The sequence below is a fragment of the Providencia sp. PROV201 genome, from assembly GCF_028479545.1.
GTDB classification, from domain to species: domain Bacteria; phylum Pseudomonadota; class Gammaproteobacteria; order Enterobacterales; family Enterobacteriaceae; genus Providencia; species Providencia huaxiensis.
In genome coordinates this window covers 30,561-54,277 of record NZ_JAMPNW010000005.1, presented here as the reverse complement: position 1 = coordinate 54,277, position 23,717 = coordinate 30,561, and the positions used below count along the sequence as shown (strand labels likewise).

Here is a 23,717-nt window from a genome sequence, read left to right as displayed (position 1 = left end):
GATCTACCCCGCGCAATTTAATTCATTTTTGATTTAACCAACAAGAAATGCTTCATTTTCCTTACAAAAACCAAGATAAGTGTATCCCTAGCGACACAAAAGACTACAAAGCTAAATATTCAGTCCTAACCACCAATAAACAATTAAAAAAAAGCGAATTAAAAAACAAAATAAAAACTTAAGCTACATAGTAGATATTTTAATTCAAATTAAGCCGTTTTATTAGCCAGCACTGATGGCGGGCTAATTTATAATAATTTATAGTATATGTCCGATGTGAAGAGGGGGATTTGTTAAAGGGGATTGAACAATACGCTGATTGCTAAATGTACTCTCATCAGTATTCAACGACACTGCTGTGTCTGCCAGTTGTAACAATTGATTTTCATTTCTCAGTGCTATTTCTTCACTACTTTTATCAAACTTACTGGTTTCGGACAAAAAACCATCAGTAAGCCCATAGCTTTCTACTATCGTTTTTACTTTGATTTCTTCTGTTGAATTTAAAAAACGTAGTTGTAGATGCTGATACTCTTCAGTATTTGGTTCAAAAGCCTTATTAATTAATAACATACTATTAGTATTGATATCAGTAAGAATAAGGTCATCGTCAAAACGGCTTACAACTAATGTTTCCATATCATCTACAGGTAAAACGAGAGTATCAGTTAAATAATCACTAGCATGATTGTTAATAATAATCACTTGGTAATGTAGCCAAGCCGCTCGGGAAATAATATAGCTATCTTGTTCATTTCCAGCACTCAAGACAATATTTTTGACATTATCAATAACAGGAGGATTAATAATATCTTTTTGATTCCCGCCTTTGATAAGCAATGAAGAAAGAAATTCTTTTTTACTACCTTCTGCATGAGCCATAGAACTGTCGTGATATAAGATTTCATTATTTGAAGTATACATGATCAACCCACTTGCTAATCTTTTAACTGTTTCAAATCTCATGTTAGGGTATATTTCATACAAAGATGGTAATGAAGCAGGGTTATACATTTTATTTCCAGTAAAGGCTTTATCTAACTCTTGAGTCGTTGCTAAAGGTTGCCAATAAAGTCGCTTACTTGACATATCATAAATAATAGCAGCAGAAGATTTTTCATCTACTCCTAAATATTGTAGTGTATTTTTAGAAGATAACTGGTGAGCTATAATAATATTTCCATTATCATACCAAGCAGGTATCACCTCATTATTATGCAACTTTTTAATCCCAAGTAATAAATATAAACCATTCTTATTATTTACTTCTTTTAAACTTTCCCACCAAATCGTTTTTTTATCAAACCAGTTTTCATTTATAGCAAAATTTTTCATTTCTCCTTTAGCTGAAACTTGGCTAACAATACCATCTTTATTAATAACAAGGAGTATCCCGTGAGAAAAAACAATGCTATCTACATTAGAAACTTCAATGCACTTAACTTGTTGTTCAACTATTTGAGATATATTAGGAGACGCACCAACCTGACGATAAATCCGGCTCTTATCTCGACTATAAAAATAAAATACATCATTACCCTCTTCATCAATTAGACTAGCGACTAATATAATATCTTTAGGTTGATTTAATTTATTGGAGTTAACGTTTTTTTTGTCAATAGAGTCTAAATAGGAAATGACATTTGACTTAATAACCGTGCCATCTTCATATTTTAACCAATAATGATAAACGTTATTATTCTTATCAACACCGGTAATTAATATTATTTCCGCAAAATTTGATGAGTTTGCATTATTATCAGTAACTAGTTTTTCATGATCACTCACTGACAGAATATACTTATCTAAAACCTGTTCTAACATTTTTTTAGGTATTTTATCTTGCCCTTCAGATAATTGGTAGTGTGTTAACTCATCGACAAAAACGCCAATAAATATAATACTATCACCATCAATCATGTAGGTCACAACTTCCGGTAAATCATGAGCTTGATAACGACATGAAAAATAAACAGCTCCATTATTTTCCCATATATTTATTAATTCAAAAGACTTACCCTGATTATTAACTAGCATATATTTGCATTTTATTTTATTATCAGAGCCAGTTACCCATATTAAATTGTATTTTTTAGAATAAAAATAAAACGAATCACCAAGAATAACAAAAGAGTCTGCACTATTCGTTTTATCATCAGAATAATGAGTGAAAATATAATGACCTGTAGATGTTTGATAAAATGCACGCCCCACATTCCTTCCATTATATTGATAGTTTTCAATTATTATATATTGACTATTAAACTTGTGTTGAGAATTTAATTCATCCAAATGTTCAGATAATCTATCACTTTTACCTATCCACTTATTACCATCTTCACTGATTAGATAGTAAGTTAAATTCAAACAATCAATCTTATAAATTTCATTTTGACTATTAATATACAATATATTATCTTTAGGCATTGAGGATGAAAAATAAACTTCCACTCCAGAAATAATAACTTTATCATGGTGAATTATTATTTCATCATTTTCAAAAAATGCTCCATCAATCAACCAATTAGAAGGTGATGTAGAACCAGACTCATCAAACAATGTAATTTTAGTTCCTAATTGAGGTGCTATTCTATATACCCCACCATTTCCTTTAATAGAATAATTCAACTTACCGTACCATTCATTAGGGATTTTAGGAACAACCACATAACGATACTTATCATCTAAATTTACTTCTATTGATGTATCCACATACTCATGGAATATTTGTGTTATCGTATTCTCACTTGGAAAAATATAAAAGTCATAGTCAAATTTATCTGTATTTTCTAAGCGACGAATAATATCAAATCCATTATCATGACGTGTTGTTGCACCAGGCCACAGATTATAATTATATTTAATGTAAGATTTAGGTGTCACTGGTAAAACAATTATTTCAGCCTCTAAATAATCATAAGCTCTGTAGCTATTTGTATAACCAATACCTTGGCGTATATTTAGTGCTTGTTGCCGATCATGAAGCATTGTAGGGAAATTACCGGCCCAAAAAATATAATTTTTCCGTCCTCCACCCGCAGAATGCGGAGTTGTTCTATAAATATACTGGCTATCAAACTCTATCTGGTTATTTTTAAGATCTATTTTTTTGAACACTGCTCCAAATTTTGGCGTTGCTATTTTTCTTTTAGTCAAATAATCATATCCATTACTTTGATAAGCTTGATCTAACATATAAAAATAATGACCAACCGATTTTGCATCCTCTCCAATAACTACAAAATTACGGGCTAAACTCGTGAAGCCAATACTCAAACCCGCACAAATAACGCCAGCCCCACTCATAAAGGTTGATACACCGCTAGCCCCTAAAAGCCCAGCACCTAAACTCGCGCCACCAGTGATCAAGTTTGCTGAGTCAAAAGCAAGCTGTGTGCCGAAGATGATCTTATATGGCTCGCTTTTTGCACGGGATAGCTCATATACATCAATACCAACTAATGCACCATTGAATAATATCGCTGTACTTTCATTCGCAGTTCGAGCCAATGAGGAAGAAAAAATATTAATGGCTTTAGACTCTACTATTAAATTATTTTTCAATCCTTTTCGAACAACCCCTACAATTTTAGATAAATCACTCATTATACCGTGTGAGATCATGCCATAATTAATATAACCATGAATCTTTAGAGCAAGTGCTAAATTAAAATCATCTGTTTCCATTGGTTTAATATTATTATTTTCATCAGAATACCATTGGATTAATGATTGAACAGCAACTCCCGTATTTAATCCATCAAAAGAGTGAATATCATTGTCAAACTCTTTAAGTTTAGTATCACGTTCTTCAACATGGGAATACTCTTTAAATTCTTCCATCTTTTTATTATAGTAATGGTTGAACTCTAAAAAAGTGGTATCTTCAGTTTCTACCCAATGACTTTTTTCTGGGTCGTCATAATTAACGAACTGTAGGCGATATTTGCCATTCTTAGTTTCTTGTAAAGTAGAGAAAATAGGAACCCATTTTTTAGTCATTTGATACTCAAATAACAAACCTTTGATTGAATTATCTAGCCTATCCCCCCATTGCTCTGCCTCTAAAATGCTGAGAGTTCCTTGTAACTGTAGGTCATTTTTTATTGTATTCTGTTTTTCAATGACTCGACGACTTTCTTGCTCCCTTTTAGTTAACTGACTAAGTTCATTTGAATCACTTAAGTTACCTACCTTTAAGCCATTACCAACAGAGACAATCGCCATATCTTCCGTTGAAATTGTAATAATCTCAAAATGAGGTTTTTTAGCGCTACCAAATGCCGAATAAAAGTCAGCCATTTTGTGTTCAACCATATACATTTTAAAAGCAATGAAGAGTTCTCGACTATTATTAAATGTAAATAGCCCAAAATTAGGATCATAAAAATAGTAATGTGATTGGTCATTCCCTACCGTTTTCCCAATCAGCATTGAGTGGTTTTGGCTATTAATAGCAAACATTACTGTTTTTTCCCCTGCGTCCAATAATTTTTGCGTCTCTTCAATTCCCATTCGGCCATGCGAAAAAGAAGCTTCAACCGCATCAATATTTGAATGGAGCTTCTCTAACGCTGATTTAAGCAGTATTGAGTCTTTATCTTTTGGATTCGCAGAGGCAATAAATAGCTTATTAATTAATACATCAGCACCATTTTCCCCATCTTTAGCTAATGCTACAGACATTGCCCTTACTAATGGATAACATCGCCCCTTAGTTTCTCCTCCCATAAGTGACAAATAGAAGTCTTGTGGAATTAACCGATTTGATTGACTATTAAAGGAATAAAACAGCTTGCTGACTTTACCTGCTTCACTCAATATATAATTTATGTATTCTTCATGGCTGACTTTGCTAATTCGTTGATACAATGCCCCACGCTCTATTGGGCTAAGTTCTAATGTTAAGTACAGCTTTTTTAATTCCAAAGACGACATTTTTCTATTAATACCTGAAATATTCACTTCATTGAAATCTTCCATACCTTCGCTAAAACGTCGTCTAAATGGCATATTGTTTGAATTCTTATGTACAAAAACTAAATTTTCATAGCGCTCATTTACCGTTTTCTTGTTTTCATCACTTCCTCCTTGAATAATCTGTTCCCCTGCCTTTACAACCGCGCTCATTCCATATTTTTCTTTTAGCTGCCACCATAGCCAACTACGTTCAACTTGCCGGGCTTCTACCAGGGCTTTACTGTAACGGTTTTGATAAAGGTTAATGTATATATCACTCTGTATTATTTTTTGTTGTAGAACCTTTATTTTTACGCTTTCACTGGCTGAGGTTTTATATAGTTGTTTTATTTTATTCCTCCACCTATTTTGCACTTCATCTAATATTGAAATGTTTCTATTCAATTTTTTATAGATTACTGTATTCAAATCTCTCCATGTATTATTTATGGAACTTTCAGGTAAATCTTTATCTTGAATAAAGAGACCACTATCTATTTTCTTTACTTCAATATTCAGCTCATTTGCTAATGATAATATATCTTGGTGTACTGCTTCTCTATACTTTATAAACTCATTTTTATTATTAATTTCTTTGCTAGGTGAGTTTTGCACTAACCTGCCATTTCCGTTTAATATTAAATTTTTTTTACCTTCATAATATTTTGTTTCTTGCTTTTGATAGAATAATTGCCATTCATTATTAACATACTGCATATAAGCCGTTGCATTGCCACTATCCTTCCCTTTAATACGATAATCTTTATAATCAACAGCCATAACAACATTATCATATAATATAGAACTATTAATACGACAGTCATTGTATACCCGATAATGATCTTTATCATAATCAGTGACAATTAAAGAATGTTTATCTAGCGTATCTGTAAATAGAAAAAAACTGTCTAATGGTTCTTTAGGGATATCAATATAGTATGGATAAAAATGACTTTGGTCAGTTTTATTATAACTCAAAAAATAACTATTAATTGATAATTTACTTTTATTATCATCATTTAAATACCTTACCACATAGCGATCATCTTTTGTTTTAATAAATTCCACTTTTCCTTTTTCAGTAATACCACTCGAATTTATTAACTCGCTTGTGTCTATCGTTGATTTTTTTGACATTTTTGTTAAATTAGCAATTTCATTACTACGAGTAATATTATTTTCCGTAATCGTTTTTAGTAATTTAGTTTTATCATTATTCATATTCATTCCTTTGAATATATTGTATAAGTGAAGGGAAGAGCCGAAAAATAAAAATAGTTTATTATTAATAGAAAAACCACCACTGGCTTCTAATTTCAGACATACTTCTATTTAACAATAAAGTTGTTTTATATGTTTATTGGGGGGAAATATAATTGATTCAAACAAAAAATGGGAAGCGAACGCTTCCCATTAACTAATTTAGCTAAACAAAAATAAATTATGCTTGGCCTTTAACTTCTTTTAAGCCATTGAATGGTGCATTTTTACCTAATGCTTCTTCAATGCGAATCAGTTGGTTATATTTAGCTACACGGTCAGAACGGCTCATAGAACCTGTTTTGATTTGACCTGCTGCTGTACCTACTGCTAAATCTGCAATAGTCGCATCTTCAGTTTCGCCTGAACGGTGAGAGATAACAGCTGTGTAGCCTGCATCTTTCGCCATTTTAATTGCAGCCAAAGTTTCAGTTAAAGAACCGATTTGGTTGAATTTGATCAGGATAGAGTTAGCGATGCCTTTATCAATACCTTCTTTCAGGATCTTAGTATTCGTTACGAATAAGTCGTCACCAACCAGTTGGATTTTGTCACCAAGAACTTTAGTTTGGTATGCGAAACCATCCCAGTCAGACTCATTCAGACCATCTTCGATAGAGACGATTGGGTACTGTTTAGTCAGCTCTTCTAAATAATGAGTGAACTCTTGTGAAGTGAAGGTTTTGCCTTCGCCTTTCAGCTCATAATTACCTGTTTCTGCGTTATAGAACTCAGATGCTGCACAGTCCATCGCCAGAGTTACGTCTTTACCTAATACATAACCCGCTTGTTCAACCGCTTCTTTAATTGCTGCTAATGCTGCTGCGTTTGACTCTAAGTTAGGTGCATAACCACCTTCATCACCTACCGCAGTGTTCATACCTTTAGATTTCAGTACTTTTGCTAAGTGGTGGAAGATTTCAGAACCCATACGAACCGCTTCTTTCAGCGTTGGCGCGCCAACAGGCTGGATCATGAATTCTTGGATATCAACGTTATTATCTGCGTGCTCACCACCATTGATGATATTCATCATTGGCAGAGGCATAGAGTATTGACCGTGAGTACCATTCAAGTCAGAGATGTGCTCATACAGAGGCATACCTTTCGCCGCTGCTGCTGCTTTAGCACTTGCTAAAGATACAGCGAGAATTGCGTTTGCACCAAATTTAGATTTGTTCTCAGTGCCATCGAGATCAATCATGATTTTATCGATGTTAGCTTGGTCTTTAGCATCTTTACCAATCAGCGCTTCTGCGATTGGACCATTAACCGCTGCAACTGCTTTCAGAACACCTTTACCCAGAAAACGTGCTTTATCACCGTCACGCAGTTCCAGAGCTTCACGAGAACCTGTTGACGCACCTGATGGTGCCGCTGCTAAACCAACAAAGCCACCTTCTAAATGAACTTCAGCTTCTACAGTTGGGTTACCACGAGAGTCAATGATTTCACGACCGATCACTTTAACAATTTTGGACATTAGGTTTTCCTCAGTACAAGTTAAATTTTGGGAAGTTGGTGCACCTGCGCCGACTTCCCCATATCTTATTTCAACTCACCTTTCTGGTACTTACCAGCGGCTTTAACAAAACCTGCAAACAACGGATGACCATCTCTTGGTGTAGAGGTGAACTCTGGGTGGAACTGACAAGCCACAAACCATGGATGATTAGGGTTTTCAATAATTTCCACCAGCTTATTATCCACTGAACGGCCTGCAATTTTTAGACCTGCATCTTCAATGCGTTTCAGTAGTAAATTATTCACTTCATAACGGTGGCGGTGACGTTCAATGATAGTTTCTGAACCATACATCTCACGCACAAGGCTGCCATTCACTAAATGACATGGTTGCCCACCAACGCGCATTGTTCCACCAAGGTCACTCTCTTCTGTACGCACTTCAAGGTTACCCTCTTCGTCACGCCATTCAGTAATCAGCGCAACAACAGGGAATTTACAATCCGCTTTAAATTCTGTTGAGTTTGCATCTGCCATATTGGCCACATTACGTGCAAATTCAATCAATGCGACTTGCATACCCAAACAAATACCCAAGTAAGGGATCTTGTTTTCACGTGCATATTGAGCGGTCAGAATTTTACCTTCAACACCACGCTCGCCAAAACCGCCTGGTACTAAAATAGCATCTAAACCTTTTAATAACTCAACACCGCGAGTTTCAATATCTTGTGAATCAATCAATTTGATGTTCACGGTTAAACGGTTTTTCAAGCCACCGTGTTTTAATGCTTCAATTACCGATTTATACGCATCAGGTAACTCAACATATTTACCCACCATTCCAATGGTAACTTCACCAGCAGGGTTGGCTTCTTCGTAAATAACTTGTTCCCACTCAGCTAAATTAGCTTCTGGCACATCAATACGGAAACGGTTACAGATATATTCATCCAAGCCTTGTGATTTCAATAAGGCTGGGATTTTATAAATTGAATCAACGTCTTTGAGAGAAATAACGGCTTTCTCTGGCACATTACAGAACAGTGCAATTTTTGCACGCTCATTTGCCGGGATCACTCTGTCTGAACGACAAATTAACACATCTGGTTGAATACCAATTGACAGCAATTCTTTCACTGAATGTTGAGTTGGCTTAGTTTTCACTTCACCAGCCGCTGCAAGGTATGGCACTAAGGTTAAGTGCAAATATAATGTGCGCTCACGGCCGACTTCCGCCGCCATTTGACGAATTGCTTCAAGGAATGGTAGGGATTCGATATCACCTACTGTGCCACCAACTTCAACCAAAACAACGTCATGGCCTTCGCCACCACGGATGATGCGGTCTTTAATTTCATTAGTGATATGTGGGATAACTTGAATTGTCGCGCCTAAATAGTCGCCACGGCGCTCTTTGCGCAGAACTTCAGAGTAAACACGGCCGGTCGTAAAGTTATTACGACGAGTCATTTTAGTACGAATGAAGCGCTCATAGTGACCTAAATCTAAGTCAGTTTCAGCGCCGTCTTCTGTAACGAAAACTTCCCCGTGTTGGGTTGGGCTCATTGTGCCTGGGTCTACGTTAATGTAGGGATCCAGTTTCATAATAGTCACATTGAGTCCACGGGCTTCGAGTATAGCCGCCAAAGAGGCTGCGGCAATGCCTTTACCCAGAGAGGATACGACCCCGCCGGTCACAAAAATATAATTAGTTTTCATGCTGAACCTGAAAGTTTAGGTTTAAAAGATGATGGATATAACAGGACGGGAAAACAGTATACCCGAACCTTAATTTCGCTACAAATGTTCTAAGCATAATAAGGCTAAATTTCATCAATACTCTAATATTATCAGCAAGTTAAAAGCGAAAAAATATTTATCGCTTCAAAATTAGTCATCTTTATCTATTTTTATAGATTAACACAGTTCAATGATAAAAGCTAAATCCTTTCAGCTCATTGTATGGCATAAAAAATGCGATTCTGCACTAACTTTGATTTTGAATAACTATTTACTCCAACTCTCCACATTTAACCCTCGAAAACTTCAACCTGCTTATTATTTTTGAAGCTTTGTTTGGAACCATTGCATGAGGTGATTTTAGAACAAACCAATCGCATCGAATTTCTCTGTAGCTGCTTCGTTCTATATATCCATTCATGCTCTATATAGTTCGTTCTACAGCTAGGCGGCAAGAGAGGATACTCGGGGAGCATACACCAGTATGTGACCCGAGTAGCCGAGCGCAACCAACAACGCTGTAGTGCGAAACCCAACGAGCATTGGCTCTATATAGTTCGTGCTACAGCTAGGCGGCAAGAGAGGATACTCGGGGAGCATACACCAGTATGTGACTTGAGTAGCTGAACGCAGCCAACAACGCTGTAGTGCGAAATATGACGAGCCATCTTATTCTTGGTTCTTAACCTGCTGCCAAAGCCCTTCCATCTCATCAAGTGTAGCACTTTCTGTCGTTTTGCCACTCTCTGCGAGGCTTTTTTCGATTTGGCGAAAACGACCTTCGAATTTCTTACAAGCTTTTTGCAGCGCTATTTCAGGCTTATGACCTAAATGACGGGATAAATTCACCGTTGCAAACAATAAGTCACCGATTTCTTCTTCTAAGCGAGCTTGGTCAACGACCACTTGCGTGGCTTCTTCCATTACCTCTTCAAGCTCTTCATGGACTTTCCCAACAACTGGCCCTAGCGTATCCCAGTCAAACCCTACTGAAGCACAACGCTTTTGGATTTTATACGCTTTCATCAATGCAGGTAGTGAATTCGGGATATCATCTAATACTGAAAACTGCGATTTTTCAGCTCGTTCCTTTGACTTACGTTTTTCCCAACCATCAATCACTTCTGAGCTACTCAGTGTGTTATTGGAATCGAAAATATGTGGATGACGATGTTCGAGTTTATCGCTCACCGCTTGGCAAATATCATTAAAATCAAACAATGATTTTTCATGCGCCATTTGCGCATAGAAAACCACTTGAAACAATAAATCCCCCAGTTCACCTTTTAGGTCAGAAAAATCCTCTCGTTCTATCGCATCAAGTACTTCATAAGTTTCTTCAAGCGTATAAGGCGCAATAGTTTTAAATGTCTGTACCTTATCCCATGGACAACCTGTTTGTGGATCACGCAGCTGTGCCATAATGGATAGTAAGCGTTCGATTTGGGGTTTTTCCTGACTCATTGTATTAACCTTTGATTTTCTTTTGTTTCTAATTGTCATCTTTATCTCAAACTTATCAGAAATGACACCCGTTCAACAAATTTTTCAGGAAAAAGCCATTTTCACTGATTAATAACAATTAAAAAACAATTCTAGGTAACTCGGAAAATGTGATTTTTAGAATATATCGGAGCCATTTTCAAAATAGTTTGAGTTGCAGCTAGGCGGCAAGTAAACGAAACCCTAGGGGCATACATCAGTATGTGACTAGGGTGAGAGCACGCAGCCAACAACGCTGCGGCTCAAAATATGAAGAAAATCACCGACAATATAACAGAGCTATTTTCAAAATAGTTTGAATTGTAGGTAGGCGGCAAGCGAAGATATCTCGGGGAGCATACATAAGTATGTGACCCGAGTAGCTAAGTGCAGCCAACACCCCTACAACTCAAAATATGAAGAAAATCACTGGGAATGGCGTTTTGCCTCAATAACATCCGGCAACTGATTTAATTTTGCTAACACCCGACTCAGCACCTCAATATTATACAGCTCAATTGTCATATCTATCGTTGCCAATTGCTGCTTCACATCGCTGCGGCTACTGACGCCTAGCACATTAACCTTCTCATTCGCTAATATTGTCGTGATATCACGTAGTAGACCACTACGGTCATTGGCGACAACTCTAACCACCAGAGAATAGCCACTGGAATAGTTTTCACCCCAAACCGCATCAATGACACGTTCTGGTGCATGACTTTGTAATTCGGCTAATTGCTCACAATCTGCGCTGTGAATGGAAATGCCTCGTCCTTTGGTGATAAAACCAACGATTTCATCCCCTGGAATTGGTTGGCAGCAACGTGCAATATGGTGCATTAGGTTACCAACCCCTTCAACCACCACTCGGCCGCTGCCATGGGATGGCGCTCTTGGGAGTGAAGACTTACTTTCCAATGTTTTCATTGCCGCGCGGTCTTCTTCTTCCGCAGTGGCTTTATTAAATTTGCTTTGCAGGAAATTCACTAATTGGTTGATACGAATATCACCACCACCAATTCCAGCTAAAACTTCATCCAATGAATGAACATTATAGCGCGTGATTAGCAGTTTCTCTGCTTCTCGCAGGCTGATATCAAGCTGTGATAATTCACTATCTAGAATTTGGCGCCCGGCAAGGATGTTTTTGTCTCTATCTTGTTTACGGAACCAATTTTGGATTTTGGCTCGCCCACGGCTGGTTGTTACATACCCTAAGTTAGGATTTAACCAGTCACGGCTTGGGTTTGGGTGCTTTTGTGTAATAATTTCAATTTGGTCACCCATTTGTAATTGATAGCTAAATGGGACAATACGCCCACCTATTTTTGCACCAATACAACGGTGGCCGACATCACTGTGAATGTGATACGCGAAATCAAGCGGCGTCGAGCCTGCTGGCAAATCCACCACATCCCCTTTAGGGGTAAAGACATACACGCGGTCATCAAACACTTGGCTACGAACTTCATCTAGCATTTCGCCAGAATCTGCCATCTCTTCTTGCCATGCAATCAGCTTACGTAACCACGCAATACGGTTTTCGTAACTACTGCCCTTGCCAATGCCAGTCGCGCCTTCTTTGTATTTCCAGTGCGCGGCAACCCCCAGTTCTGCATCTTCATGCATTTGGCGGGTACGAATTTGAATTTCAAGGGTTTTACCGTTAGGGCCTAACACCACAGTATGAATCGATTGATAGCCATTAGGTTTCGGGTTCGCCACATAGTCGTCAAACTCATCAGGAAGGTGGCGAAAATGGGTATGAACGATCCCTAATGCAGCATAACAATCCTGCAAGCGTTCAACGACAATGCGCACTGCTCGCACATCAAACAGTTCATCAAATGCCAATGATTTTTTCTGCATTTTACGCCAAATGCTATAAATATGCTTAGGTCGGCCGTAGATATCTGCTTGAATACTCTCTTTTAACATGTACTTACGTAAGGTTGTAACGAAAGTATCTATATACTCTTCACGGTCAATACGACGTTCATGGAGGAGCTTTGCAATTTTTTTATATTCATCAGGATGTAGATAACGAAAACAGAAGTCTTCTAACTCCCATTTCAATTGCCCAATTCCAAGACGATTTGCTAAGGGTGCATAAATATTGGAACACTCTTTTGCGGCTAAAACGCGTTCGTCTTCAGTCGCATCTTTAACTTCACGTAAATGGGCAATTCGTTCCGCTAATTTAATGACAACACAGCGGAAATCTTCCACCATCGACAATAGCATACGACGAATATTATCGACTTGTGTCGAGCTTGTTTCGCTCGATTGTGTTGCTTTGAGTTGACGAATTGCATCCATTTCCAGCACACCTTTCACAAGTTCGTGAATGGATTTGCCAAATTCATCAATAACTTCTTGTTCTTCTAACTTCCCTTCTTCCACTAAGGGGAAAAGTAAAGCCGCTTGTAAGCTGCCGATATCCATACTTAATGTCGATAGGATTTCGGTCATTTCAATACCACGCCACAGTAATAGAGGGGCGATTTCTTGTCCGGCTAATTTATCGTGACAATATTGCCAGGTATGGATGAGCTTTTCTTCTGATTGTTTATTGCTCAATCCCAGGCCGTTAACCCACTTTTCTGGGGCAAACTCACCTGCTGGGGTAAGATGCGCACTTCTTACTGCAACCATATATTCTCCCTACCTATTAAACCTCTGGGCGACGGATAAATAACGCCATTGACTCTAAATGGCTAGTTTGCGGAAACATGTCTAGCATCCGCAACTGTAATAATTGATAGCCCCCATCAAGTAAAACTTTGCTATCTCTCGCCAATGTTGTGGGGTTACATGAAACATAGACAATTTTTTCTGGCATCAGTTTAATTAAATGTTCCATAACACCAGCTGCTCCAGCCCTCGCTGGGTCTAATAACACTTTATTAAAGCCATGAGCCGCCCAAGGTTGTGTGTGTATCTGAGCTTCTAAGTTTTCATTATAGAAGGTTGCATTACAAATAGTATTGAGCTGTGCATTGTTTCGAGCCTGTTCGACTAAATTTTCTACACCTTCAACACCCACAACGGATTTCGCTAACCGTGCAATTGGCAACGTAAAGTTACCCATTCCACAAAAAAGATCTAATACTCTATCTTCACTGTTTAGATCTAACCATGCTAATGCTTGTTCTACCATCTGCTGGTTAACTTGCCCGTTCACTTGAATAAAATTTAATGGATCAAATTTTAGTATCTCCCCAGCAACTTGATATTCAGGCTGTGGAGAAATTGCTGACAAAGCTTGTAAGTTTTCATCATTCCCCGCTAACCAGATAGACACTCCGTGCTGATTTTCAAAATCACTCAACCTTTGAGTATCTGATAACGAAAAAGGCGTTAAGTAACGAATCAATACAATCTTGCAATTGTCTGCACGAATAAGTTCTACATGACCCAGTTTTGCCTTATTACTGAGCTGGTTAATACATTCAGAAAGCGGCTTTAATAAGATATCCAATTCAGGGGAAAGTACCGGGCAATTTTTTATATCAACCAATGTGTTAGATTGAGGTTGACGGAACCCCATAATGACATTTTTACTTTTAGACTGATATTGTAGCCCTAATCGAGCTCGACGGCGGTAACCATATGGCTCACCACTAATCACCGTAGGAACGGATATATCTAGCGATGTTTCGCGCTGCATCAGGTAAGCTAATGCATGAGCTTTACTTTCTCTTTGCAGTGCAATGTCAACATGCTGCTGTTGGCATCCTCCACATTGATTAAAATAACGGCAATGAGGCTTTACTCTCTGGGGGCTAGTGCTCAAACGCTTAACCACCTTTCCTTTAGCAAAATGTCGTTTCTCTTCCGTCAATTCAATATGTGCTTCTTCCCCAGGCAATAAACCTGTTACAAAAATGGTTTTCCCTTCGATACGGGCGACACCTTGCCCTGCGGCATCAAGGCTGTCAGCAATAACCGTGATTTGACGGCGTGAAGAGGTACGACGAACAGGAGAGTAAAATTGAGCCATAAAGTAGTCACTACAGAGTATTAAGTTATAAAAATCATGATTGTCGAGTTTCCAATTTTAGTGCGATGTTTTTTTCGCTAATTAATTAAGAAAAACGACCTATACCATTATACCTATTTTCCTATCATTTGATTGACTACTTTTCTATTTTTATCATTCCATTCAAGTAGTATATTAGTTACTAACCATAAATTTACGATATTCTTCATAAGCATAGTGGTCGGTCATGCCACTAATATAGTCTTGAATCAAACGAGCTCGATAATAAAACTCTAGAATAGATTTATCTGATTCATTCGTTGCGGAGATTTTCTCAAGTGCTTCCGTGTAAGATAAGCGGTGCTTATTAGATAATTTATGAAATAACCTCGTTTCAATGAAAAAGTGCTTGTGATAATTTTTTTCAACAAGATCAGCGAAATCCTGCCTATCCATCATCAATAATGGGCTATAGAAATCTAATAACCCACTGATAATTCGGTAGCCTTGTAACTCTAACTCTTCAACTTCATGGTGGTTAAATACATGTTTAAAAGCCACTGTTTTCAGTACTTTCAATAACCTATGTTCTGGACTTTTATCTTCTAGCAACGCACTGTTAAAAGTGCCATTATAAATTTCGGGCAGATTTTTAATGAATTGTTGTGCGCTGTAATGAGACAATTTCCCTGTGATATTCACGCGCAAATACATAAAGAACTGATCTTGCTGAATACGCCTTGTGTGGTTGTCACTGATATTATTGAAAGCTCGCATAATGGTTTGATCGAACAAATCATTTTGTACAATATCTCCCCACTCTGCTTTCAAATATTCAATCAGCTGTTCAACAGTAAAAATGCCTTTTTCCGCGGCATCATCCAAGTCAGCAATACAATATGAAATATCATCAGCCGCTTCCATAATATAGGACAGCGGAAAACGACAATATTTCTCCATATCGAGCTTTTTGGTTAACTCACTAACAAAGTCCACCTCAGACCAATAATAGCCTGGCTTTTTCATCAAATAATCAAACTCAGGTGGAATTGGCTCCAAATCATAAGCACCACGCGTATATTTTAAGATAGAACCAACTTGCGCATAGGTTAAGTTTAATTTAAGTAAGCGATGCGCCATACGCAGCCCTTGCGCATTACCTTCAAATGAGCATAAATCCTGCTTTAATTGGCGGCGGAATAAATCTTGTTTTTCATTCCCAGTTAACTGTAATGCAGGTATTTTGCATGGGTCAGGGGAATTCGGTGTAAACAGGTAACTTGGCGACAATAATTTGGTAAACCATCGCTGAATTGCGGCCTCACCAAAATGTCCAAATGGAGGATTTCCGATATCATGCATTAAACACGCCATTTCGACTAAGCTTTCAAAAGCATCACAACGTTCATCTAACCCATAGGGCTCGAGCAATTTTTTCTTTTTTAATTCACCTAAAACCGTTTTACTGATGTAGCGGCCAACTTGCTGGACTTCTAGTGAGTGAGTTAAGCGACTCCGCACTGCTGCGTTTTGCTCTAAGGGAAAAACTTGTGTTTTTTGTTGTAAGCGGCGAATGGCAGCCGAATTAATGATCCGCCCACGGTCACTTTCAAATAAGCGATTAACCGCATCTTCATCTTTAGGTGAAATTTTTTGGTTTTTCGCACTACTCATATAGTTACGCTGAAAGTTTAGCTTTTTAACAAAATTAATCTCACCCACTCTGCCACCTTCCCTATCTCGATTGATGTTTCATTATATAGCCTAAATACAGGAAAAATACTTCACGGCTCACCTTTCAATGTTACACTTCGTGCACCTTTGTAATTTCGTTGTCTAAATCCGAGTTGTTGCAATTAAAATTGCGAACCTGCTCGAAAAATACAGCAATAACACAATAAAACATTATCGTCCCTAGTCAAAATATTGACACTATATTGACATTAATAGTGCAAATTGAGCAGGGAAAAGGAGACAAAATGAAAGTTGGAATAATTGGTGCCATGGAACAGGAAGTGGCGATTTTGCGCTCACAAATAGAAAATTGCCAAACCATTAGCCGCGCTGGCTGTGAAATTTACACAGGTCAAATTAATGGCGTTGACGTCGCCTTATTAAAATCAGGTATTGGTAAAGTCGCAGCCGCAATCGGTACAACACTGTTATTAGAGCATTGCCAACCAGATGTCGTGATTAACACGGGTTCCGCAGGTGGTTTAGACCCTCGTTTAAATGTTGGCGATATCGTGGTTTCTACGGAAGTTCGTTATCATGATGCTGATGTGACAGCATTCGGTTATGAACCTGGCCAAATGGCACAGTGCCCACCCGCTTTCGTTGCTGATACTAAACTGATTGAAGTTGCTGAGCAGTGCATTAAGTTATTGGATATGAATGCTGTTCGTGGTTTAGTCTGTAGCGGTGATGCTTTTATTAATGGTGCTGAGCCACTGGCACGCATTAAAGCCATGTTCCCGCAAGTTGCGGCAGTAGAAATGGAAGCTACCGCGATTGGCCAAGTATGTCACCAATTTGGCACCCCGTTTGTCGTCGTTCGTGCTATTTCGGATGTGGCAGATAAGGAATCCCATACGAGCTTCGATGAGTTCTTACCTGTCGCTGCCCGTCAATCCTCACTGATGATCACAGCCATTTTAGCTAAACTCGCTTAATGATTTTCATAAAAGGTATAGCCATTTGTTAGTTATGCCTTTTAATTAATTCTACGATGAGTTTTGTTATGAAACGAATAACGCATTATTTTTCTCTTACTGTTACCTTATTATGTGCTTTATTAGTGGCTTTTTCTGCCCTAGGAGCAGCAAAGCAGCGTATTATTAGTTTATCACCAGCCAATACTGAACTAGCTTATGCTGCAGGGCTTGGGGATAGCTTAATTGCGGTCAGTGCTTACTCCGATTACCCAGAACAAGCAAAAAAATTAGAACAAGTCTCTGATTGGCAAGGTTTAAATGTAGAACGTATTATCGCGCTTAAACCTGATTTAATCCTCGCATGGCGAGGAGGCAACCCCCAGCGTCCCCTTGATCAACTTGCGGGTTTTGGCATTCCAATTATTTATTTCGATCCTAAAACCATTGATGATGTCATCAATTCAGTTATTGAATTAGCGCAATACAGCCCAAACCCAGCGTTAGCACAGCAAAATGTGGAAAAAATGCGCGCTAAGCTTGCCCCTTATCAAAATAAAAAAATTTCTAATAACAAACCCAAAAAAGTGTTCATTCAACTCGGTACTCAGCCTTTATTTAGCGCGGGTAACCACACGCTGCAAAATAATATCGTAGAGTTTTGTGGCGGTGAAAATGTTTTTGTAAATAGTGCAGTTCAATGGCCACAAGTCAGCCGTGAGCAGGTACTCACTCGCAAACCAGATGTAATTATCATGACAGGCTCGCCAGAACAGGAAAAAGTAGTGAAAGAATTTTGGCACTCTCAGATGAATGTCCCAATTATCCGATTAAATGAAGATTGGTTTCACCGTGCAGGCCCCCGTATCATCAATGCCACCGAGCAGCTATGCGACCAACTAAACACACTACCAAACTGAAAAATAACGTCTTAAATCAAAAAGTAAAAATTAATAAGTTTAGAAGCTATATATGGAGAAAAGATTTTTCTAAATAGTTCGAGGTGTGGCAAGGCGGTGAATGAGGAAATTCCTAGAAGCATACACAAGTATGTGACTAGGGTTGACGAATGAAGCCAACACAGACACAACTTGAAATATGACGAAAAGATTTTTCTAAATAGTTCGAGGTGTGACAAGGCGGTGAATGAGGAAATTCCTAGGAGCATACACAAGTATGTGACTAGGGTTGACGAATGAAGCCAACACAGTCACAACTTGAAATATGACGAAAATTAGACGCTAAAGGACGAACCGCACCCACAAGTAGACTTAGCATTCGGGTTAGTGACAATAAAACGCGAACCTTCCAAGCCTTCAGTATAATCAACACTTCCACCTACCAAATACTGTAGGCTCATTGGATCTACAACCAGAGCAACACCTTGCTTTTCAATGGTCATATCGCCTTCGTTGATTTGGTCATCGAAGGTGAAACCATATTGGAAACCGCTGCATCCGCCACCAGTGATATAAACACGCAGACGCAGATTTGGGTTGTCCTCATCAGAGACTAAATCTTTAACTTTAATTGCTGCCGCATCAGTAAATTGCAATGGCAGAGCTGCATCATCACTCATTTTTTACTCCAAACCGGTGACCGGTAAATTCATGTGTAGGCAAAAGCCTACTCAGATCAATTAACCTAATTATCCGTCACTTGACTAAATCGTTCAAGTGCTGTTACGCAATTAGACACATTGTGCATATCTTCGTTTCAACATTTGGTTTAATTGGTGTGGTGCTTTAGAATGAGAGCAATTTTTTTCTTAGCCTCTTTCTGGAGCCCTGCGATGTCACAATCTGAAAAACTTTACGCACAAGCAAAAGAACAAATTCCTGGGGGTGTAAACTCCCCTGTTCGTGCTTTTAATGGTGTTGGTGGAACCCCATTATTTATTGAAAAAGCGGATGGCGCTTATATTTATGACGTTGATGGTAAAGCCTATGTGGATTACGTTGGCTCATGGGGACCGATGGTATTAGGCCATAACCATCCTGAGATCCGCGATGCCGTGATCAAAGCTGTTCATAAAGGGTTAAGTTTTGGTGCACCGACTGCCGCCGAAGTTGAAATGGCTGAATTAGTTTGTGAATTAGTACCCTCTATGGATATGGTACGTATGGTGAATTCAGGTACTGAAGCCACCATGAGCGCAATTCGTCTGGCGCGCGGTTACACTGGCCGTGACAAAATCATCAAATTTGAAGGTTGTTACCACGGCCATGCAGACTGCTTATTAGTCAAAGCGGGCTCTGGCGCACTTACTATGGGTGAACCTAACTCCCCGGGTGTACCTGAAGATTTTGTAAAACACACATTAACTTGTACCTATAATGACCTAGCTTCAGTTCGCAAAGCATTTGAAAATTACCCAGAAGATATTGCATGCGTGATTGTTGAACCAGTTGCTGGAAATATGAATTGCGTACCACCAACAGCTGAATTTTTACCCGGTTTACGTGCATTATGTGATGAATTCAATGCCGTACTCATCATTGATGAAGTTATGACAGGTTTTCGTGTCGCATTAGGTGGAGCACAAGATTACTATGACGTTCAGCCTGATTTAACCTGTTTAGGTAAAATCATCGGTGGTGGTATGCCTGTTGGTGCCTTCGGTGGCCGCCTTGAAATTATGGAAAAACTAGCACCAATTGGGCCTGTTTACCAAGCAGGGACCTTATCTGGTAACCCTGTCGCGATGGCTGCAGGTCTTGCTTGCTTAAAAGAAGTCTCTCAACCGGGTGTTCACTCACGTTTAAATGAATTAACAGAAAAGTTAGCTCGTGGTTTAAAACGTGTTTCCGCAGAGCAAGGTATCCCGATGGTTATCAATCACGTCGGTGGCATGTTTGGTATTTTCTTCACCGACGCCCCAACCGTAACTTGCTACCAAGATGTGATGAAATGCGACGTTGAGCGCTTTAAGAAATTTTTCCATTACATGTTAGAGCAAGGTATTTACCTCGCACCTTCTGCTTTTGAAGCAGGTTTTATGTCTATCGCACACAGCGATGAAGACATTGAGAAAACGATCAAAGCCGCAGAAACTGCATTGATGAAAATTAAAAAGAATTAATTCACATTGATGTTATAGAGGTGAAATTTATCCAATTTCACCTCTATTTTTTTATAGCTAAGAATAGATAACTCTAGGTTCGACACCACAGTTCCCTAACTAGCCTTTAAAATAATTAATTCACCAGCTAATTCTCTAAATAGTTCGAGTTGTCGTAAGAGGCAAATAAGGAAATCTCTAGGAACATACACAAGTATGTGACTAGGGTTGACGAATGAAGCCAACACAGTCACAACTTGAAATATGACGAGAAGAGCCTTACACCACAACGCCCTAACTAATTAGCACTCAAATAATTAGCCTTTCAAATAAGCAACTCACCAACTAATTAATTCTCTAAATAGTTCGAGTTGTGGCAAGGCGGCAAATAAGGAAATCTCTAGGAGCATACACAAGTATGTGACTAGGGTTGACGAATGAAGCCAACACAGTCACAACTTGAAATATGACGAGAATTTAGGGGTTATTGCCAAACATATCCTTAACCCAATCCGGCGCATCACCTTGCTGCTCGCCATTATTGCCATTTAGATCCCAAACTGGAGCTTCACTTTCAGACGCTTGGCATAACCCTTCTGGGTTATCCGTCCAAATCGGCAACATTCTACCGCCGCCAAAGTTTGAGCAACTTAATTGGCCATCAGCTGTGACTTGCATATCAACAATTCCCTCTGGTGCGCGGTTGATAAGTGCTAATGGCGCTTGGTTATCTAAGTAGCGTTGGTACACTTTCAGTGCGCCTGTTGCTCCTGTTAATTGTGTTGGGCCATTATTGTCACGGCCAACCCACACAATTGCGACCTCTTTGCCGTCAATCCCTGCATACCAGCTATCACGTAGGTCGTTAGTTGTCCCTGTTTTACCGGCTAAATTATACTTCGCATATTTAGACAATAAGACTCTGCCCGTACCTTGTTTAACCACTTGTTGCATACCATACAATGTGAGGTATGCCGCTTGAGAAGGTACTGCTCGCTCAGCAGATGGGTAGCTTTGGTAAATCTCTTTACCATCTCCGTCAATGACTGAACGTAATGCCGACAATTTCGCACGATTACCATTACCGCCAATGGTTTGGAATACTTGGGCAACTTCCGCTGGTGTTAAGTTAACCGCACCTAAGAACATAGCGGGAACTTTTTCCATAGCCGCTGCAGGAGCCCCTAAGCGTACAAAGGTGTTAAACACTTGGTCTAAGCCAACTTCTAAACCTAGATTTACCGTTGGGATATTCTGTGATTTAGCCAAAGCGTCTACTAACATCATCCGGCCGTTGAAATTGCGGCTGTAGTTTCTTGGGCTCCAGTTTTGATTCCCAACCTTCACTGTTAGTGGCTCGTCTTTTAGCCATGTGTTTAACCGATAGCGGTCTGGTTCACTTAATGCCGCGAGGTAGACAGGTGGTTTTGCTAGGGAACCAATACTACGTCGTGCATTTAACGCGCGGTTAAAACCTGAAAACTGCGGTTGAGAACCGCCAACCATCGCGCGTACTTCGCCATTAATGCGATCAACCACCACGATTGCCCCTTCGATATCATCCAATTTACGAGATTTACGTAAATCAGCGACACCATTTTCAACTGCATTTTCAGCCGCAGTTTGAGCAACTGGGTCTAGGGTAGTAAAAATTTTCGCGCCCGAGAGTTCTTTAACTTTATCGCCCAATTTCTCATTGAGTTCTAAACGAACCATTTGCATAAAGGCAGGTTGAGAAGCCACCAGCCCTTCTTTGTTTTTCACCCCAAGAGGCCTTGCGCTGAGTACCTGATACATTTCTTGGTCAATCACGCCACGTGTTTCCAAGATTTTCAGCACGATATTACGGCGTTTAATCGCATTTTGTGGCTTAGTCCAAGGGTTATATGTTGATGCCCCCTGCACCATCCCCACTAATAAAGCCTGTTGGTCAAAACTTAACTCATTGATTGGTCGACCAAAGTAATACAAACTTGCTAATGGGAAACCACGAATTTCGTCATTACCATTTTGACCTAAAAAGACTTCGTTTAAATACAGCTCTAAAATACGTTCTTTACTGTAGTTGTAGTCCAGTAAAATCGCCATATACGCTTCATTAGCTTTACGCTTTAATGTGCGTTCATTAGTTAAAAATAAGTTTTTGACTAACTGTTGGGTTAATGTACTTCCCCCTTGAACGGAGCGTCCTGCACTTAAGTTAGCAACAACAGCACGGCCAATAGAGTACAAACTGACGCCATCATGCTCATAAAAGTTGCGATCTTCGGTTTCTAGTAAGATTTTAACTAGAGATTCGGGGAAGTCAGATATCGGTAAAACTAACCGTTGCTCATTATTCGCCGACTGCATCATCGTGATCAGTTTCGGGTCTAAACGGAAAAAGCCAAATGAGCGACCGTTCTCCATATTTTCAATTTTGCTCAAGGCATTATTTTCAAACACCATTCGAGCAAGTATTTGCCCCTCTTTTTGATCAGGGAAATTAAACGGCCGGCGTAAGATTTCGATGCTATTACCGCGCACCACAAATTCGCCTGACGTTGTTATCTTACTCACTTTACGGTACTGCATGCCTTCAAGTAGGCGAACCATTTCTGCCTGGCTGTAGTCCATACCTGGCTCGAGGTTAACCATTCGGCCGTATACGGCTGCGGGTAAATCCCACACCTTACCATCAAGGCGTTCTTTAATTTGTTGATTTAAATAAAAACCATATGCCGCGAGTAGAACAGCAAACACGATCATCAGTTTGACGAGCAGCCAAAACCAACGCCATTTACTTTTTACCTTTCGAGGCTTGTTATTTCTTGAGCCTTTTTTAGCCATTTGCTCTTCTTCTTCATCTTCATCATCGAGATATTGTTCATCAATATCATCATGTTCGAATAAATCTTCATCATCATAGTCATCGCGGTCTCTACGACGGCGGGATGAAGATTGTTTTTTCCCAGCAGTTTTTTTGTTACGTCTGCCGATTGGTTCAAAATCTTTACCTGACATGGTCGCTCCATATCACCTTACAAAATATCTTAATAACTCACTCGTTATGCCAGTTTAGTGGTTAATTTTGGCCCATAACCTCAGAGATTTCACCAAAGAAAGCTCTTAA

General features: G+C 39.1%; 12 protein-coding genes. 3 read left to right on the top strand and 9 right to left on the bottom strand.

The annotated features are described in order from the left end of the window. Positions 1–258: 258 nt before the first annotated feature. The 7 genes from PR809_RS05805 to dgt all read right to left on the bottom strand — a co-directional run bounded on the left by PR809_RS05805 (position 259) and on the right by dgt (position 16,615). Positions 259–6,180: a TcdA/TcdB pore-forming domain-containing protein gene (locus tag PR809_RS05805; RefSeq protein WP_272524484.1), complete on the bottom strand. Its 5,922-nt coding sequence runs from the start codon at positions 6,178–6,180 to the stop codon at positions 259–261. A 220-nt stretch (positions 6,181–6,400) separates the two neighbouring features. Next, complete coding sequence (gene eno / locus PR809_RS05800) at positions 6,401–7,702, bottom strand: phosphopyruvate hydratase (protein ID WP_102139407.1); 1,302 nt, start codon at positions 7,700–7,702, stop codon at positions 6,401–6,403. 65 nt (positions 7,703–7,767) lie between these two features. After that, positions 7,768–9,405 carry a glutamine hydrolyzing CTP synthase gene (gene pyrG, locus PR809_RS05795; RefSeq protein WP_102139408.1) on the bottom strand — a complete coding sequence of 546 codons (1,638 nt, stop codon included), beginning with the start codon at positions 9,403–9,405 and terminating at the stop codon, positions 7,768–7,770. Positions 9,406–10,095: 690 nt separating this feature from the next. Continuing rightward, positions 10,096–10,890 (bottom strand): nucleoside triphosphate pyrophosphohydrolase, encoded by a 795-nt coding sequence (gene mazG, locus PR809_RS05790; RefSeq protein WP_166265710.1) that lies wholly within the window; start codon positions 10,888–10,890, stop codon positions 10,096–10,098. 444 nt (positions 10,891–11,334) lie between these two features. Continuing rightward, positions 11,335–13,566 carry a GTP diphosphokinase gene (gene relA / locus PR809_RS05785; protein WP_206276240.1) on the bottom strand — a complete coding sequence of 744 codons (2,232 nt, stop codon included), beginning with the start codon at positions 13,564–13,566 and terminating at the stop codon, positions 11,335–11,337. A gap of 16 nt (positions 13,567–13,582) precedes the next feature. Then, positions 13,583–14,914: a 23S rRNA (uracil(1939)-C(5))-methyltransferase RlmD gene (gene rlmD / locus PR809_RS05780; RefSeq protein ID WP_272524483.1), complete on the bottom strand. Its 1,332-nt coding sequence runs from the start codon at positions 14,912–14,914 to the stop codon at positions 13,583–13,585. 174 nt (positions 14,915–15,088) lie between these two features. Next, positions 15,089–16,615: a dGTPase gene (gene dgt, locus PR809_RS05775; RefSeq protein WP_166265719.1), complete on the bottom strand. Its 1,527-nt coding sequence runs from the start codon at positions 16,613–16,615 to the stop codon at positions 15,089–15,091. A 257-nt stretch (positions 16,616–16,872) separates the two neighbouring features. Here dgt and mtnN point away from each other — a divergent pair, with 257 nt between their 5' ends. After that, positions 16,873–17,565, top strand: a complete 693-nt coding sequence (mtnN, locus tag PR809_RS05770; RefSeq protein ID WP_102139413.1) for a 5'-methylthioadenosine/S-adenosylhomocysteine nucleosidase — start codon at positions 16,873–16,875, stop codon at positions 17,563–17,565. Between the two features lie 68 nt (positions 17,566–17,633). Next, a complete protein-coding gene (gene btuF, locus PR809_RS05765; protein WP_241098661.1) occupies positions 17,634–18,464 on the top strand; it encodes a vitamin B12 ABC transporter substrate-binding protein BtuF in 831 nt (276 codons plus the stop codon). Positions 18,465–18,778: 314 nt separating this feature from the next. Here btuF and erpA read toward each other — a convergent pair whose 3' ends face one another. After that, the gene (gene erpA / locus PR809_RS05760) at positions 18,779–19,123 is read right to left on the bottom strand and encodes an iron-sulfur cluster insertion protein ErpA (protein WP_004260480.1); all 345 of its coding nucleotides are present in this window, start codon (positions 19,121–19,123) and stop codon (positions 18,779–18,781) included. A gap of 213 nt (positions 19,124–19,336) precedes the next feature. On the opposite strand from erpA, the gene hemL reads away from it, so the two are divergent. Continuing rightward, on the top strand, positions 19,337–20,626 hold the full coding sequence (gene hemL, locus PR809_RS05755; RefSeq protein WP_102139445.1) for a glutamate-1-semialdehyde 2,1-aminomutase: 1,290 nt from the start codon (positions 19,337–19,339) through the stop codon (positions 20,624–20,626). Positions 20,627–21,082: 456 nt separating this feature from the next. Here the strand turns inward: hemL and mrcB are convergent, their stop codons facing one another. Further along, positions 21,083–23,608, bottom strand: coding sequence for a bifunctional glycosyl transferase/transpeptidase (gene mrcB, locus PR809_RS05750; RefSeq protein WP_206276236.1), 2,526 nt, complete (start codon positions 23,606–23,608; stop codon positions 21,083–21,085). Positions 23,609–23,717 lie beyond the last annotated feature (109 nt).

Coding starts and splice junctions, on each gene's coding strand:
- hemL (WP_102139445.1), top strand. CDS start 19,337: ATGTCACAATCTGAAAAACTTTACGCACAAGCAAAAGAACAAATTCCT.
- relA (WP_206276240.1), bottom strand. CDS start 13,566: ATGGTTGCAGTAAGAAGTGCGCATCTTACCCCAGCAGGTGAGTTTGCC.
- btuF (WP_241098661.1), top strand. CDS start 17,634: ATGAAACGAATAACGCATTATTTTTCTCTTACTGTTACCTTATTATGT.
- pyrG (WP_102139408.1), bottom strand. CDS start 9,405: ATGAAAACTAATTATATTTTTGTGACCGGCGGGGTCGTATCCTCTCTG.
- erpA (WP_004260480.1), bottom strand. CDS start 19,123: ATGAGTGATGATGCAGCTCTGCCATTGCAATTTACTGATGCGGCAGCA.
- mrcB (WP_206276236.1), bottom strand. CDS start 23,608: ATGTCAGGTAAAGATTTTGAACCAATCGGCAGACGTAACAAAAAAACT.
- mtnN (WP_102139413.1), top strand. CDS start 16,873: ATGAAAGTTGGAATAATTGGTGCCATGGAACAGGAAGTGGCGATTTTG.
- mazG (WP_166265710.1), bottom strand. CDS start 10,890: ATGAGTCAGGAAAAACCCCAAATCGAACGCTTACTATCCATTATGGCA.
- rlmD (WP_272524483.1), bottom strand. CDS start 14,914: ATGGCTCAATTTTACTCTCCTGTTCGTCGTACCTCTTCACGCCGTCAA.
- eno (WP_102139407.1), bottom strand. CDS start 7,702: ATGTCCAAAATTGTTAAAGTGATCGGTCGTGAAATCATTGACTCTCGT.
- PR809_RS05805 (WP_272524484.1), bottom strand. CDS start 6,180: ATGAATAATGATAAAACTAAATTACTAAAAACGATTACGGAAAATAAT.